Source organism: Haloplanus vescus (assembly GCF_900107665.1).
Classification (GTDB): domain Archaea; phylum Halobacteriota; class Halobacteria; order Halobacteriales; family Haloferacaceae; genus Haloplanus; species Haloplanus vescus.
In genome coordinates, this window is sequence record NZ_FNQT01000001.1 from 1,327,141 (window position 1) to 1,340,416 (window position 13,276).

At 68.1% G+C, this 13,276-nt stretch carries 16 protein-coding genes; 12 read left to right on the plus strand and 4 right to left on the minus strand.

The annotated features are described in order from the left end of the window. From BLU18_RS07130 to BLU18_RS07145, 4 genes are all read left to right on the plus strand, one after another. Complete coding sequence (locus BLU18_RS07130) at positions 1–543, plus strand: CDP-2,3-bis-(O-geranylgeranyl)-sn-glycerol synthase (protein WP_092633346.1); 543 nt, start codon at positions 1–3, stop codon at positions 541–543. 54 nt (positions 544–597) lie between these two features. Next, positions 598–1,122 (plus strand): orotate phosphoribosyltransferase, encoded by a 525-nt coding sequence (gene pyrE / locus BLU18_RS07135; RefSeq protein ID WP_092633349.1) that lies wholly within the window; start codon positions 598–600, stop codon positions 1,120–1,122. 78 nt (positions 1,123–1,200) lie between these two features. Further along, positions 1,201–2,607 carry an NCS2 family permease gene (locus BLU18_RS07140; RefSeq protein ID WP_092633351.1) on the plus strand — a complete coding sequence of 469 codons (1,407 nt, stop codon included), beginning with the start codon at positions 1,201–1,203 and terminating at the stop codon, positions 2,605–2,607. A gap of 53 nt (positions 2,608–2,660) precedes the next feature. Further along, positions 2,661–2,909, plus strand: a complete 249-nt coding sequence (locus BLU18_RS07145) for a glutaredoxin family protein (protein WP_092633353.1) — start codon at positions 2,661–2,663, stop codon at positions 2,907–2,909. A gap of 1 nt (position 2,910) precedes the next feature. On the opposite strand, the gene BLU18_RS07150 is transcribed toward BLU18_RS07145, so the two are convergent. Then, positions 2,911–3,882, minus strand: coding sequence for a transcriptional regulator (locus BLU18_RS07150; RefSeq protein WP_092633355.1), 972 nt, complete (start codon positions 3,880–3,882; stop codon positions 2,911–2,913). A gap of 117 nt (positions 3,883–3,999) precedes the next feature. Here BLU18_RS07150 and BLU18_RS07155 point away from each other — a divergent pair, with 117 nt between their 5' ends. After that, positions 4,000–5,259 (plus strand): tRNA(Ile)(2)-agmatinylcytidine synthase, encoded by a 1,260-nt coding sequence (locus BLU18_RS07155; protein WP_092633357.1) that lies wholly within the window; start codon positions 4,000–4,002, stop codon positions 5,257–5,259. Between the two features lie 83 nt (positions 5,260–5,342). Continuing rightward, complete coding sequence (locus BLU18_RS07160) at positions 5,343–6,407, plus strand: sensor histidine kinase (protein ID WP_092633359.1); 1,065 nt, start codon at positions 5,343–5,345, stop codon at positions 6,405–6,407. A gap of 4 nt (positions 6,408–6,411) precedes the next feature. Here BLU18_RS07160 and BLU18_RS07165 read toward each other — a convergent pair whose 3' ends face one another. Both BLU18_RS07165 and BLU18_RS07170 read right to left on the minus strand, forming a co-directional pair. Further along, a complete protein-coding gene (locus tag BLU18_RS07165; protein ID WP_092633361.1) occupies positions 6,412–7,470 on the minus strand; it encodes a pyridoxal-phosphate dependent enzyme in 1,059 nt (352 codons plus the stop codon). After that, positions 7,471–8,427, minus strand: a complete 957-nt coding sequence (locus BLU18_RS07170) for a succinylglutamate desuccinylase/aspartoacylase family protein (protein ID WP_092633364.1) — start codon at positions 8,425–8,427, stop codon at positions 7,471–7,473. Positions 8,428–8,523: 96 nt separating this feature from the next. Between BLU18_RS07170 and BLU18_RS07175 the strand changes: the two genes are divergently transcribed. Next, the gene (locus BLU18_RS07175; RefSeq protein WP_092633655.1) at positions 8,524–8,814 is read left to right on the plus strand and encodes a DUF7536 family protein; all 291 of its coding nucleotides are present in this window, start codon (positions 8,524–8,526) and stop codon (positions 8,812–8,814) included. Here BLU18_RS07175 and BLU18_RS07180 read toward each other — a convergent pair. Next, entirely contained in the window at positions 8,809–10,014 is a 1,206-nt protein-coding gene (locus BLU18_RS07180) for a potassium channel family protein (RefSeq protein ID WP_092633365.1), read from the minus strand. The genes BLU18_RS07175 and BLU18_RS07180 overlap by 6 nt on opposite strands. 99 nt (positions 10,015–10,113) lie before the next feature. On the opposite strand from BLU18_RS07180, the gene BLU18_RS07185 reads away from it, so the two are divergent. The 5 genes from BLU18_RS07185 (at position 10,114) to BLU18_RS07205 (ending at position 13,274) form a co-directional block, all read left to right on the plus strand. Next, positions 10,114–10,608 carry a FlaD/FlaE family flagellar protein gene (locus BLU18_RS07185; protein WP_092633367.1) on the plus strand — a complete coding sequence of 165 codons (495 nt, stop codon included), beginning with the start codon at positions 10,114–10,116 and terminating at the stop codon, positions 10,606–10,608. A gap of 128 nt (positions 10,609–10,736) precedes the next feature. Beyond that, positions 10,737–11,825, plus strand: a complete 1,089-nt coding sequence (locus BLU18_RS07190; protein ID WP_092633369.1) for an actin-like salactin — start codon at positions 10,737–10,739, stop codon at positions 11,823–11,825. Positions 11,826–11,863: 38 nt separating this feature from the next. Beyond that, entirely contained in the window at positions 11,864–12,202 is a 339-nt protein-coding gene (pth2, locus tag BLU18_RS07195) for a peptidyl-tRNA hydrolase Pth2 (RefSeq protein ID WP_092633371.1), read from the plus strand. Positions 12,203–12,283: 81 nt separating this feature from the next. After that, entirely contained in the window at positions 12,284–12,535 is a 252-nt protein-coding gene (locus BLU18_RS07200) for a hypothetical protein (protein WP_092633374.1), read from the plus strand. An 82-nt stretch (positions 12,536–12,617) separates the two neighbouring features. Continuing rightward, positions 12,618–13,274, plus strand: a complete 657-nt coding sequence (locus tag BLU18_RS07205) for a high-affinity nickel-transporter protein (RefSeq protein ID WP_092633376.1) — start codon at positions 12,618–12,620, stop codon at positions 13,272–13,274. Positions 13,275–13,276 lie beyond the last annotated feature (2 nt).

The following is a 13,276-nucleotide window of genomic DNA, read 5'->3' on the forward strand; positions in this document are numbered from 1 at the left end:
ATGCTCGTTTCGCTCGTCGCTGGCGCGCTCTGGGCGATGTTGCCGGCGTACGTCCCGAACAACGTGGCCGTCCTCGCGGGCGGCGGCCGACCCATCGACGGCGGGCGAGAGTTCGCCGGGCGGCGCGTCCTCGGCGACGGGAAGACGTGGCGCGGGACGGCCGTCGGCACCCTCGGCGGCCTCGCGTTGGCGGCCCTGCTCAACGTCGCCCGCCCGTCGGCGTCGGCGCTCCTCGGCGTCGACCTCCCCGCGTTCCCGCCGCTGGCGGCGCTGGGCCTCGCGTTCGGCGCCATGCTCGGCGACGTCCTCGCCTCCCTTCTCAAGCGACGGCTCGGCCGCCAGCGCGGCGCCGCGGTCCCGGGCCTCGACCAACTCGACTTCGTCGTCGGAGCGCTCGGCCTCGCCGTGCTTCTCGCACCCGCGTGGACGCTGGCGACGTTCTCGCTCGGGCGCCTCGTCGTCGTCGCCGTCGCGACGCCGCTCCTGCACGTGACGACGAACGCCGGCGCGTACTGGTTGGGGCTGAAATCGGAGCCGTGGTAGAGCGCGCGGCGTGAATCGTCCCGTTTATGTCTGTTCGCGGCCCCGAACACGCCAATGACGAACGACGCACTCATCGAGGCGCTCCGCGACGCGGAGGCCGTGAAGTTCGGCGAGTTCGAACTCGCCCACGGCGGCACGAGCGACTACTACGTCGACAAGTACCTCTTCGAGACCGACCCCCGATGTCTCTCGCTCATCGCCGAGGCGTTCGCAGAGCGCGTCGGCGACGACGAGACGCTCGCTGGCGTCGCGCTCGGCGCCGTCCCGCTGGTGGCCGTCACGAGCGCCGAGACCGGCCAGCCCTACGTCATCGCGCGCAAGCAGGCCAAAGAGTACGGCACGGGCAACCGCATCGAGGGTCGCCTGTCCGAGGGCGACCACGTCGTCGTCTTGGAGGACATCGCGACGACGGGCAAGAGCGCGCTCGATGCGGTGGAGGCGCTTCGAGAGGCGGGCGCCGTCGTCGACCGGGTCGTCGTCGTCGTCGACCGCGAGGAGGGAGCGAGCGAGTTGCTCGCGGAGCACGGGATCGAACTCGAAGCTCTCCTGACGGCGAGTGACCTGTTGGCAGACCGCTAATCGGGCAGCGTTCGCGCCGAACTCGGCGAGTTCGCATGCCAACTGTTAAGTCCCGAATGGCGGATACGGTCACGCATAATGGCGCTACGCGACTCGCTGGCGAACTACTTCGGCTTCGAGGAGCACGGCACGACGCTCCGGACGGAGGTGCTCGCGGGCATCACCACCTTCCTGACGATGTCGTACATCGTCGTGGTGAATCCGAGCATCCTCGCGGACAACCCCGAGATACCCATTCAGGACGGAATCAGCGTCCCCGGCTACTCCTACTCCGAAGTGGTGGCGATGCTCGCCGTCGTCACCATCATCGCGGCGGCGGTAGCGACGCTGATAATGGCGTTTTACGCGAATCGTCCCTTCGCACAGGCGCCGGGCCTCGGCCTGAACGCCTTCTTCGCGTTCACCGTCGTCGGGTCGCTCGGCATCTCGTGGCAGACGGCGCTGGCCGCCGTCGTCGTCGAGGGCATCATCTTCATCATTCTCACCGCCGTCGGGGCGCGAGAGTACGTCATCAGGGCGTTCCCGGAACCGGTCAAGTTCGCCGTCGGCACCGGTATCGGCCTCTTCTTGGCCATCATCGGCCTGCAGGCGATGGGCATCGTCGTCGACGACTCCGAGACGCTGGTGCAGCTCGGCGCCGTCGCCTCCGACCCGGTCGCCATCGTCTCCGTCGTCGGCCTGCTCTTTACGTTCGCGCTCTACGCCCGCGGGATTCGTGGCTCCATCATCATCGGCATCGTCGCAACCTCGCTGCTCGGGTGGGGCGTCGCCGCGTCCGGCCTCGTGAGCGGCGACGCTGCCGACGCCCTCGTTGCCGGCGGTGCGAGCGCCACCTACGACATCACGCCCCTCGCGGGCGCGTTCGTCAGCGGTATCGCGGACATCGAGGCGTTCACCTTCGCGCTCGTCGTCTTCACGTTCTTCTTCGTCGACTTCTTCGACACCGCCGGGACGCTCACCGGTGTCGCCCAAATCGCGGGCTTTCTCGACGACGACGGTAACCTGCCCGACATCGACAAACCGCTGATGGCCGACGCCGTCGGCACCACCGTCGGTGGGATGCTCGGCACCTCGACGGTCACCACGTACATCGAATCGGCGTCCGGCGTCGAGGAGGGCGGCCGCACGGGCATGACCGCTCTCGTCGTCGCACTCCTCTTTCTCGCGTCGCTGGCCGTCGTCCCTCTCGCCGCTGCCATTCCGCTCTACGCCTCCCACATCGCCCTCGTCGTCATCGGCGTCGTGATGCTCGGCAACGTCGTCGACATCGCGTGGGACGACCTCTCCTACGCGATTCCCGCGGGGATGACGATTCTCGTCATGCCGCTCACCTACTCCATCGCGACGGGAATTGCGGCGGGCATCGTCACCTTCCCCATCGTGAAAGCCGCGCGCGGCGAGTGGAGCGACGTGCGCCCCGGTCACTGGGTGCTCGCTGCCGCGTTCGTCCTCTACTTCGTGGTGCGGACGAACACGCTGGCGTAGGCGCCGCGCACACACCCACGAGGCTCAAGTTCGCGGAGCCACTACACCGAGTGATGCCATCACTCGAACTGTACGAACTCCCCGGTTGTCCCTACTGCGCGAAGGTAAAGACGAAACTCGACGAACTCGGCCTCGAATACACCTCCCACGAAGTGCCGCGTTCGCACGCCGAACGGACCGAAGTCGAAGAAGTGAGCGGGCAGACGGGCGTTCCCGTCCTGGTCGACCCCGACCACGACGTCGAGGGGATGCCCGAGAGCGACGATATCGTCGAGTATCTGGAAGAGACGTACGGCGCGTAAGCTATCCTTCCGCGGGCGCACGCGCCCGCTCCAGAATCAGGTCCCGAAGGTCGTCGGCGTCGCGAAGCGCCGCGAGTTCGTCTTGACTCACGAGCGCGGTGCCCTCGACGGAGTCGCGTTTCTCTCGCTCCTCGGTGACGTACACTGACCGGGTGCGAGTCACTTCGCCGAGCGAGGACATGATGCGGGCGCGCTTCTCTGCGCTCCGCGTAAAGGCCGAGTGGCCCGTCAGGAGGTTCGCGATTTCGCGGTCGCCGTCCTCGCTGACGGCGGTGAAGGGAGCGCGAGTCGTCGGGTGGACGGTGAAGCCGACGCGCGCGAGGACGGCGAGGACGTGGTCCTCGTCGGGTTCGACGGCGGGGTCCTGCGGCGTCGGGTCCGCCTCGCGCACCTCCTCGGCGCCCTCCATGACGTCGACGGGGTCGCTGAACGGCTGGTCGAACAGCTCTTCCAACTGAACCGCCACCTCGATGCTGGCGTTCATGCCGTCCTCGTACTTCGAGACGGTGCGTCGCGAGACGCCGAGCTCGGTCGCCAAGCGACCCAGACTCCACCCGCGCTCCTCGCGTTGGTCTTCGAGCAAGTCGCCGTCAATGTTGACGTAGAGGCCGCCGGGCGCGGCGTAGATGAGCGGCGAGACGTTTTCGATGAACAGGTCGTAGGCGGTATCGGGGTTGATGGCCGGAATCCCGTGACGGAAGTACACCACTTCGGGTTTCAGGTCCTCGTCGCGGGTCCGCAGACCAATGACGAGCGGCGTCGCCGACAGATACGAGCCGAGTCGGCGCATCTCGACGCCCGTCTCGGCGTCGAGCGAGTCGACATTGGCGAGAATCTTCACCAACAGCAGGTCGTCACCGCGCCGGGCCGCCAAGTCGAAGCTCTTCGGGCGAATCGAACACCGGTCGCTCACCGCGAATCCCGCGTCTTGGAGCATCGCAGTGATGTTTCCGACCAGTGCTGACCGTGACATAGTATAAAATAGGCGTTCCGCGGCATATATAAGTTGTGTCGGCGACCCGGCCGGCGTCAGGCGATTGGCAGTACTGACGCGAAACCGCTTTCACCGCGCGGGCACCTACGCTCGCCCGTGACACTCGTCGGCCTCGACGACACGGACTCCCGGACGGCGGGGATGTGTACGACCTACGTCGCCGCCCGCGTCGCCGACGCACTCGACGCCGCGGGCGGGGCCGTCGAGCGCCGCCTGTTGATTCGGCTCAACCCCGCGGTCGAACACAAGACGCGAGGCAACGCCGCGCTCTGTCTCGAAACCGACCTCGACCCGGACCGAGCGTTCGAGATAGCGACGCGGACCGTCGAGGAGTTCGCCGTCGACGACGACCCGCGGACGGACCCCGGCGTCGTCGTCGCCGCCGAGCGAGCGACGACGGTGCCGGACGCGGTGGCCGAGTTCTCCCGTCGCGCTCTCCGGGAGTTGCTGACGGTCGACGACGCGGTGGCACTACTGGACCGACTGGACTACCGGCATCGCGGCGGCCGCGGCCGCATCGGCGCCCTCGCCGCGGTGGGCGCCCACCGTGCGTTCGACGACTGGACGTACGAACGCATCGCCTACCGCGACCTGTCGCGGTGCGGGACGCCCCGCGACGTGGACCGCGAGAGCGTCGTCGCCGCCGCCGAAGCCGCGTATCCCGACGCGTGGGACACTATCGACCGAGTCGAGGACGAACTCGTCTGCGTGCCCGCGGCGCCCGGCCCGATTCTCTACGGGATTCGCGGCGACGACCCCGATACCGTCCAGTCTGTCGCGGCCGCCATCGAGAGCGAACCTGTCGCTCGCGCGGTCACCTACCGGACGAATCAGGGGACGGACGCCCACCTCCGCGAGGGGACGGTCGACGGGGTCCGGGACGGACGCGCCTACCGCGTCGACGGCGCCGTCGCCGACGCCCCCGAGACGCGCGCGGGCGGGCACGTCCACTTCGCAGTCGAGGACGGCAACGCCCGCCTCCCCTGCGTGGCGTTCGAACCGACGAAACGCTTCCGCGACCGGGTCCGCCGCCTCCGAGTCGGCGACGACGTGACCGTCTGCGGCGAGGTGAGCGACGGTACGCTCAAACTCGAGAAGTTCGCGCTTCGGACGCCCGTGCGGACCGAATCGGTCGTGCCGACCTGTCCCGACTGCGACCGGTCGATGGAGAGCGCCGGGCGGAATCAGGGGTATCGGTGCCGAGACTGCGGGACGACGGCGCCCGGCCGCGTGGAGCGACCGGTCGACCGCGAGTTGGAGACGGGGTGGTACGAGGTGCCGCCCTGCGCCCGTCGACACGTCGCCAAGCCACTGGTTCGGGGCGGATTCGACGCGCCGACGCATCCGGAGCGGTGAGGCGACCGGACGAAACGTGTCAACCGAACTCCTATTTATAGATACTGGCGAAAGTCTTTGCCCGTCAGTTCACAGGACATCGTATGGAGTTCTCGACCGAGGCCGTCCGCCCACGGCACGGGTTCTACGCCGTGGGGGCGCTCTGTTTCGGCCTCGGACTCGTCCACTACCGCATCCAGACCGGCGGGTTGGAGACCCTCCTTGAGTCGCTCATGATAGTGGGGCTCTCGCTCATCGTTCTCTACACGGGCTACGAACTCGCCGACCGGTCGATTTCGGCGGCCGGACAGTGGCGAGCGCTGTGGCTCGGAATCGGCGTCGCCATCTCCTTTACGCTACTTGCGCTCGCGGTGTGGCTGACGTGGTCCATCGGCGAGCCACACCCGAAACAGTCCTTTCTCCTGTCGTTCGCGGCGTCGCTCGGCGCCGCCGTCGGGACGCGGAGCGGCGTCTATGTCGTTCAGTCCGAGGAACGGCTCACCAAGACACAAGAACTCACGAAACTGCTCCGCATCAACCAGCGCGTGTTGCGACACAACCTCCGGAACGAACTGTCGATAGCGCTCGGCTATCTCGGAAACATCGAGCAGGAAACCGACTCGCAGGCGGTCAGAGCCGATATCGACTTGGTTCGCAACCATCTCGAAACGCTCCTGGAGACCACCGACCGGACGCGAAAAATCGTCTCCATCTGGGACACCGACGAGCGGTGTGAACTCGACCTCACGTCGGTGCTCAAGGAGCAGATACGACAGGTGCGCGAGGAGTATCCGGACGCCGACGTCGAATCGACGCTCCCGGAGACGTGTCCGGTCGTCGGCCACGTCGCCCTGCCGTTGGCGCTCCGCGAGGCGATTACGAACGCCATCGAGCACAACGCGGCCGACGTGTCGGTGCGTGTCGACGCGGAGCGTGGCGGCGAGACGGCCACCGTCTCGATTGCCGATACGGGGAGCGGAATCCCGAAATTCGACCTCGAGGCGATAGGGGTCCCCGAGGAGACGCCGCTGACCCACACGCAGGGCCTCGGCCTCTGGATACTCTACTGGACGGTCCGGATGTCCGACGGCAAAATCGAGTTCAGCGAGAACGACCCGACGGGAACGGTCGTCAGCATCACGCTCTCCACCCCGTCGAACGGGCGGTGACGGGTTATTTCGCTCGCCCGGTGAGGGGAACTACCACATCGTCGCCGTCGAGGACGCCCCGGTCGCGGTAGCGACGGAGGCCCGCGACAGCCGCGGCGGCGGTGGGTTCGACGCCGAAGCCGAGTCGCCCGAGACGGTCGGTGGCCTCGCGGACGCCCTCGGTCGACACCGTGATGGCGTCGCCGTCGGTGGCCGCGATGGCGTCGGTCACGGCCTCGCGCTGGACCGGGTCGCGGACCTGAATGCCGTCCGCGAGGTCGTTCGTCTCCGTCCCCGTCTCGCCCGCGATAGGGGCGTAGCCCGCGGCCTGCACCGCGAGCAGTCGCGGCATCGAATCCGTCCACCCCGCTTCGACGAGCGCGCGGAACCCGCGGTAGGCGCCGAGGAGGAGCGTCCCGTGGCCGAGGGGGACGACGAGGGCGTCGGGCACCGACCAGTCGCGTTGCGCGGCGAGTTCGAGGCCGAACGTCGCGGTGCCGGCGAAGAAGGCGGGGTTCCAGGCGTGGCTTGCGTACCAGCCCTCGCCCGACGCCACGGCGTCGCGACACGCCTCGGATACGTCCTCGCGGCTTCCGGACACGGTGACGACAGTCGCACCCGTCGCCTCGATGGCCCGACGCTTCGCCGCCGTGACGGAGTCGGGGACGTAGATGTCGGCGTCGAGTCCCGCGTGGGCGGCGTAGGTCGCGACGGCCGTCCCCGCGTTACCCGAGGAGTCCTCGATGACCCGGTCCGCGCCGCATTCGAGCGCGCGGGCGATGACCGTCGCCGCGCCGCGGTCCTTGAAACTGCCCGTCGGCGAGACGTATTCCAGTTTGAGCGTCGCGTCGAGGGCGGGCGCGTCGACGAGGGGCGTGAACGCCTCGCCGAGGGAGACGCGCGGGTCGACGGGGAGGAAGTCGTCGAAGGCGGCGACGCCGCGGCGGGAGTCGAACGCCGAGAAGTCGGGCGCGGGGCCGTCCGGGCGGGGGTGGGACGCGAATTCGAGGGGATGACCGCAGGTGCAGCGCCAGCGGTCGTCGTCGGTGCGGTCACAGGCGGGGCAGACGAGCGCGGTGGGCATCTAATACGAGTCGACGTTCTTGCCGACGGAGCAGACGTACTCGCCGGAGGCCACTTGCGGCAGGCGCCGACTGCGCCAGAAAACGCCGTCGTGGTCGGCGGTGACGCGCGCTTTCAGGTTGCCGAACACGTCCGTCACCTCGAACAGCGTCTCGTCGGCGGTCACGCGGTCGCCGAGGTCGGGGTCGAAGGTGACGAGGCCGCCGACGGGCGAACCGTACTGATCGAACGCCTTCGCGCGAGTCTGGGCCTCGATTTCTGGGTCGCCGTCGAGGAAGCCGTAGCCGTAGAGGACGTTGAACACGCCGCGGACGCCCGTCTCGATGCTCGACTCGTCCCAGCCGACCGCGCCACCGAGTTCGGGGTCGACAGCCGGGATGCCGTCCGAGGGAGCGACACGAGCGAGTTGGCCGTCCGGGCCCTTCTGGTCGAGGACGTAGCCACAGCCGAACGTCTTCGCGAGTTCGAGACACTCGGAGTGGAGACGGTGGCGGCGGCCACACCGGACGCGCACCTCGTCTATCATCCGACTCGTCGAGCCCTGATGGAGGTCGAGGACGAGGTCGGCCCGGCGAGCCACGTCGTAGGTGGCGGCGGCGATGCGCTCGCTCGACGTGCCGGTCTCGTCGCCGGGGTAGGCCCGGTTCATCTTCGTGTCGTCGATGGGGTTGCGGTGTTCGGCCACCTGATACGCGTGGTAGTTGACGATGCCGACGACGATTATCGTGCCCGCGAGTTCCTCAGGGTCGATTTGGGGGACGACCCGCTGAACCACGCCGACGCCGTTGAGTTCGTCGCCGTCACTGGCCGCCTGAATGTACAGCGTCTTGCCGTCCTCGGCGCCCTCGATGACGGCGACAGGAAGTCCGAACGAACTGCCGTCGCGAGTCTCACCGACCTCGAGACGGCCCGTATCGACCGTCCCAGGAGACGCGTCTGCGCTGCCCACCGAAGTCATTGTTTCACCCACGGACTCATCCCCTTTGAGCGATTCGATAGTGCCGGACCGAGGACCCGCGACAGGGCTTTGAGCCTCGCCCCCCACTCGACCGACGTGAGCGACGACACGCCCGACCGGCCGCCGTCGACAGGACTCCTCGACGCACTTCGCGTGCGCCGCAACGCGACCATCGGCACCGTCGCCGGCGTCGCCCTCGCCGCCCTCGCCTACCTCGTTCGGGTGTTCGAACTCGTCGGGCCCGTGGGCGGCACGCAGCGCTACCCTGTGCTCGGTCCGGAAGGGTGGTTTCTCGTCCTCGGATTCGTCCTCGCGTCGGCGACGACGCTACTCGTGACGACGGTGTTGACGGCCCTGACGGCCTATCGGCGCACCCGAGAGTTATGAGTCGAAGGCGTCGTCGTCGCCGGCCAGTTCCGCGAGTCGGCCGGCCCCCGCGCGCGTCCCCTTGGCGATGAGTACGTCGTCGGTGTGGACGGTCGTCTCCGGGCCGGGCGAGATGACCCAGTCGCCGTCGCCCCGACGGACGGCGATGACGCGCATCCCCGTCTCCGTCTTGACCTGGAGGTCGCCGAAGGACGCGTCGGCGAGACGGCTGTTCGTGCCGACGGTAACGCGGACGATGACCTCGTCCGACTCCTCGACGGCGGCGGCGACGACCGGGTGCGTGTCGAGGCCGCGCAGGACGCCCTCGCTGATTTCGAGGGCGGCGTCGCTGATGACCTCCGTCGCACTCGCGAGGTGGACCAAGCCCCGAAGCGAGATGGGGTCGTCGACGCGGGGAGCGGCGCGCAACACCCACGCCTCGAAGCGGGACTTGAGGGCGTCGACCTCCGCTTCGAGTTCGACCACCTCCTCGGCGACCCCCTCGCTGTCGAAGAGGACGGACCCGTAGGCCAAGTCCACGGCGAGTTCGCTCATGTTCTTCATCAGGACGATGGAGTCGACGGCGCGGTCCAAGTCCTCGATGGTGGACGCCGCCGGTTCGGGCGGGTCGTACGTGTCGCCGGTGACGCTCTCGTACACGCCCGAGAGCGCCATCTCGGTGCCCCGGAGGAGAACCACGTCGCCGGCTTCGAGCGTGGTGTTGCGGTCGGGGTTGAGCACCCACTCGCCCGACCGCCGGATGGCGATGACGCGCACGCCCGTCTCGGTTTCGAGGTTGAGGTCGCCGAGCGACTCGCCGACGTAGTCGGAGTCGGGGACGACCTGTCCCCGGACGACGGTTTCGACGGCCTCCGGAATCGCCGTCCGCATCGCCTCGGGGACACCGATGTCTTCGAGGACGATTTTCGCGATGTCGCCCGCGGCGTCACTTATCTTCTCGGCGGCGCCGACGACGCCCAAGACGGGGGCGAGCGCCTCGGCGTCCTCGGGGTTGCGCGCGGCCATCAGGAGGCTCATCCGCGCCTGCAACTGAAGGACGTCCATGCGCTCTTCGAGTTCGAGCACCTCCATCGCCACCTCGTCGCTCCCGTGCAGGACCGCAGAGTACGAGAGGTCGATCAGCAGCTCCGCCGTGTCTTTCATCTCGACGAGGACGGCCTTCACGCTGACCGGTTCGTACTCCACGTCCGCAGGGTCCATACCCGAACACGTCCCGCGCGGACGATAAAAAGCCACCCGCCGTTCGCGGCGCGCGTGCGGGAAGTTTAATTCGAGGGGCCCCGTAGGTGGCCTCGTTCGATGGCCATCGACCCGCGAAACTACGATCTCGCCGAACTCCGAGGCGCAGGCAGTAGCGAGCCGGTGGCTCGGGAGTCGCGGGTGGCCGACGACGAGACGACTGACGAGACAGAGGAGACAACGACGCCGACCCGCGGGTCGGCGACGGCCGCGCTCCACGAGTCCATCGTCCGTGACCTCGCGGTGATGGAGCAAGGGTCGGCGGACCTGACGCGGCCGTATCTGTCGACGCTGCCGGCCTCGCTCACGGCCGAAGGGCTCGTCCTCGAGTGGCTGGAGTTTCTCGTCTTGCAGGCGGGGACGGAGTCGGTGGCCGACGCGCTCGCGTTCTACGAACGCGTCGGGTGGCTCGGCAACGACGCGGCCGAGACGCTCGAACGGTATCTGTGGGGGATTAGCGAGCCACGCGCGAACGAGGGCAACGACCTCGACCCGGACGACCACCGGGTGAGTCTCCACTACGTCGCTCGGCTGACCGCCCTTTCCCGCGACTGATAGCGGTATCGTACCTGTCCAGAGATTCTCGCCGGACCGTCTCGGCGAGACTCTATACTGACGTCGGATACTCCCTATGAGAATCGCGGGCGTGATTATTTATCATGTCCGCGTGTATCGCGGAGCGTATGAGTGAAGACGACGACGCTGAGAGTGAGACGGCCGACGATGGCGATACGGCGACCGACGAACCGACGCCCGTCGGCGTCAAACTCGGCAGTACCCGGACGGTCATCGCCATTCCCGATGGCAGCGGCGGCTTGCGGACCGTCAAGACGCTGACCTGTCTGGCGACGTACGAAGACGCTATCACTGGTGAAGAACGGGTGCTCTACGGCGAGGAAGCCGCCCGGGAGTACCCCGACCGAGTACAGTACACGCTGCGCTCGGGCCTCCCCGAAGACGAGGACCGCGCCGAGTTGACGGCGACGTTCTTCGAGTCCGTCATCGAGGCCAACGACGTGCCCGAAGACAGCGCCGTCGTCTACGCCATCCCGACCATCGACAACGAGGAAGGGTTGGCGAACCTCGAATCCGTCATCGAGGGGAGTTCGATTGGAGAGGCGCTCATCCGCAGCTATCCGGAGTCGCTGTGTGGCGCCGTCCCCGCCCTCGGCGACGAGTTAGAGGCCGTCGACGACATCTTCGTCACGGTCAACCTCGGCTCGACCAACCTCGAAGCGGCGGCGTACCGCCGCGGCGAGCAACTCGCCCCCTTCACGACGGGCGCGGTCACCGGCAACGAGGTGGACCGGATGATAGCCAACTACGTCGAGGAGGAGACGCAGGGTCGCGTGAACATCGACACGACGACGGCCCGCGAGTACAAGGAGGAACACGCCGACTTCGTGGACTTCGAGCCGTTCACGGACATCATCCAGCAGCCCGGTGGCGGCTCCCACGAGTTCACCATCGAGCGGAGCGTTATGGACGCCGTCGACGAGTACGTCGACGAGGCCGTCGAGGAGATTGCCAACGCCTTCCTGCCCGAACTCGCCAACGACTACATCAAGGTGTACCAGTTGGCGCTCGACCAGCCAATCGTCCTCACGGGCGGGATGACGTGCATCCCCGGCATCGTCGAGGAGTTCGAGGAGCGCCTGAGCGAGGAGCTCCAGCGTGACGTGGAAGCCGTCGCCCCCGACGACCCGTCGCTGTCGGCAGCGGTCGGCGCGCAGCGCATCGCAGAGCGACTCGTCGACGCCGACGCGTACTAACCGACGACGCTTTGTCCCGGCCGCCCGACCGACCGGGCATGAAACAGGCCATCGTTGCGCGGACCGACCTCGGGATGGGGCGGGGGAAACTCGCGGCACAGGTCGCGCACGCCTCGCTCTCGGCGTACGAGGACGCCGACGAACGAACCCGCCGCGCGTGGAAAGGCGAGGGACAGAAGAAAGTCGTCCTGAAGGGAAGCGGCGAGTCCGAACTCTTCGAGTTGGCCGACGCGGCCGAGCGGGCGGGCCTCCCGAACGCCATCATCCGCGATGCGGGCCACACGCAGTTGGACCCCGGCACGGTGACGGCACTCGCCGTCGGCCCGGGCGACGACGACGAGGTTGACCGGGTGACGGGCGACCTCTCGCTGTACTGAGAGGGACTGCAGTAGCGGTGGGCCGCCTGCCACCCCGACAGTGGCAATCGTTTACACTCGTTGCTGTGATGTCCCTCACGTATGGACGACGCTGCCCTCCTCCGACAGACGATTCGCCGCTGCACTGCGGTCCTCGTCGCGACGATTGCGTACACCGGGTTGGTTCTCCAGTCGACCGGCACGGGAGAGATGTTGCTCCTGATACTGACGGCGGCCCTCCTGTATCTCGGCAGCGAGTACGTTTCGCTGGTCCCGAAGGAGGATACCGCCGAACCCCCCGCAGAGTCGTCGCCAGCAGACGACACCCGTGAGGACGACTCACCGCGTTCGTGAGTCGGACTCAGCACCTCGGCGCTCGCTCGGCGACGCGCCGGCAAACAGTTACAACAAAGTGCCGCGCCGGCGACGACCGAGTATGTCACTCGTCGCCGCCGCCGTCGCGGGGGGCGCCCTCGGCGCACGGCACGCCCTCGAAACGGACCACCTCGCGGCCGTCGCGACGCTCGTCGACGGCGAAGAGACGACCCTCTCGCGCGCCGGATTCGTCGGCGCGTCGTGGGGCGTCGGCCACACCGTCCCCATCGCGGCGCTCGGCCTCGCCTTCCTCCTCCTCGGTGTCCGTCTGCCCTCGTCGGTGACGACGCTGTTTGAGGGACTGGTCGGCGTCGTCCTCGTCGTGTTGGGCGCACGGATGCTGACCGGCGTCCTCGGCTGGCACGACCACGCCCACGGCACGCACCCCCTCCACCGCCACCTCCGAATCGGCCGGCTTTCGCTCGGCGGCCGCCACACGCACGTCGACGGCGACTCGCTACTCGTCGGCGCCCTCCACGGCGTCGCCGGGAGCGGAGCGCTCGTCATCGCCCTCGTGTCCACGGCGCCGAACCTCCCGACCGCCACCTCGTTCCTCGGCGCGTTCGCCGTCGGGTCGATACTGACGATGGCCGCGGTGTCCGCTGTGTGGGGCCAGACGATGGGCTGGCACCGACGGGCGCTTCGCACCGTCGCCGGCCTCGGCGGCGTCGGCGTCGGCGTGTTGCTCCTCGTCGAGAGCGCGGGCGTGTTGGTCTGACG

Excerpts from the sequence above, each read along its gene's own strand:
- BLU18_RS07160 (WP_092633359.1), top strand. The coding sequence starts at position 5,343 with ATGGAGTTCTCGACCGAGGCCGTCCGCCCACGGCACGGGTTCTACGCC.
- BLU18_RS07165 (WP_092633361.1), bottom strand. The coding sequence starts at position 7,470 with ATGCCCACCGCGCTCGTCTGCCCCGCCTGTGACCGCACCGACGACGAC.
- BLU18_RS07200 (WP_092633374.1), top strand. The coding sequence starts at position 12,284 with ATGGACGACGCTGCCCTCCTCCGACAGACGATTCGCCGCTGCACTGCG.
- pyrE (WP_092633349.1), top strand. The coding sequence starts at position 598 with ATGACGAACGACGCACTCATCGAGGCGCTCCGCGACGCGGAGGCCGTG.
- BLU18_RS07145 (WP_092633353.1), top strand. The coding sequence starts at position 2,661 with ATGCCATCACTCGAACTGTACGAACTCCCCGGTTGTCCCTACTGCGCG.
- BLU18_RS07130 (WP_092633346.1), top strand. The coding sequence starts at position 1 with ATGCTCGTTTCGCTCGTCGCTGGCGCGCTCTGGGCGATGTTGCCGGCG.
- BLU18_RS07150 (WP_092633355.1), bottom strand. The coding sequence starts at position 3,882 with ATGTCACGGTCAGCACTGGTCGGAAACATCACTGCGATGCTCCAAGAC.
- BLU18_RS07205 (WP_092633376.1), top strand. The coding sequence starts at position 12,618 with ATGTCACTCGTCGCCGCCGCCGTCGCGGGGGGCGCCCTCGGCGCACGG.
- pth2 (WP_092633371.1), top strand. The coding sequence starts at position 11,864 with ATGAAACAGGCCATCGTTGCGCGGACCGACCTCGGGATGGGGCGGGGG.
- BLU18_RS07180 (WP_092633365.1), bottom strand. The coding sequence starts at position 10,014 with ATGGACCCTGCGGACGTGGAGTACGAACCGGTCAGCGTGAAGGCCGTC.
- BLU18_RS07140 (WP_092633351.1), top strand. The coding sequence starts at position 1,201 with ATGGCGCTACGCGACTCGCTGGCGAACTACTTCGGCTTCGAGGAGCAC.
- BLU18_RS07170 (WP_092633364.1), bottom strand. The coding sequence starts at position 8,427 with ATGACTTCGGTGGGCAGCGCAGACGCGTCTCCTGGGACGGTCGATACG.
- BLU18_RS07190 (WP_092633369.1), top strand. The coding sequence starts at position 10,737 with ATGAGTGAAGACGACGACGCTGAGAGTGAGACGGCCGACGATGGCGAT.
- BLU18_RS07185 (WP_092633367.1), top strand. The coding sequence starts at position 10,114 with ATGGCCATCGACCCGCGAAACTACGATCTCGCCGAACTCCGAGGCGCA.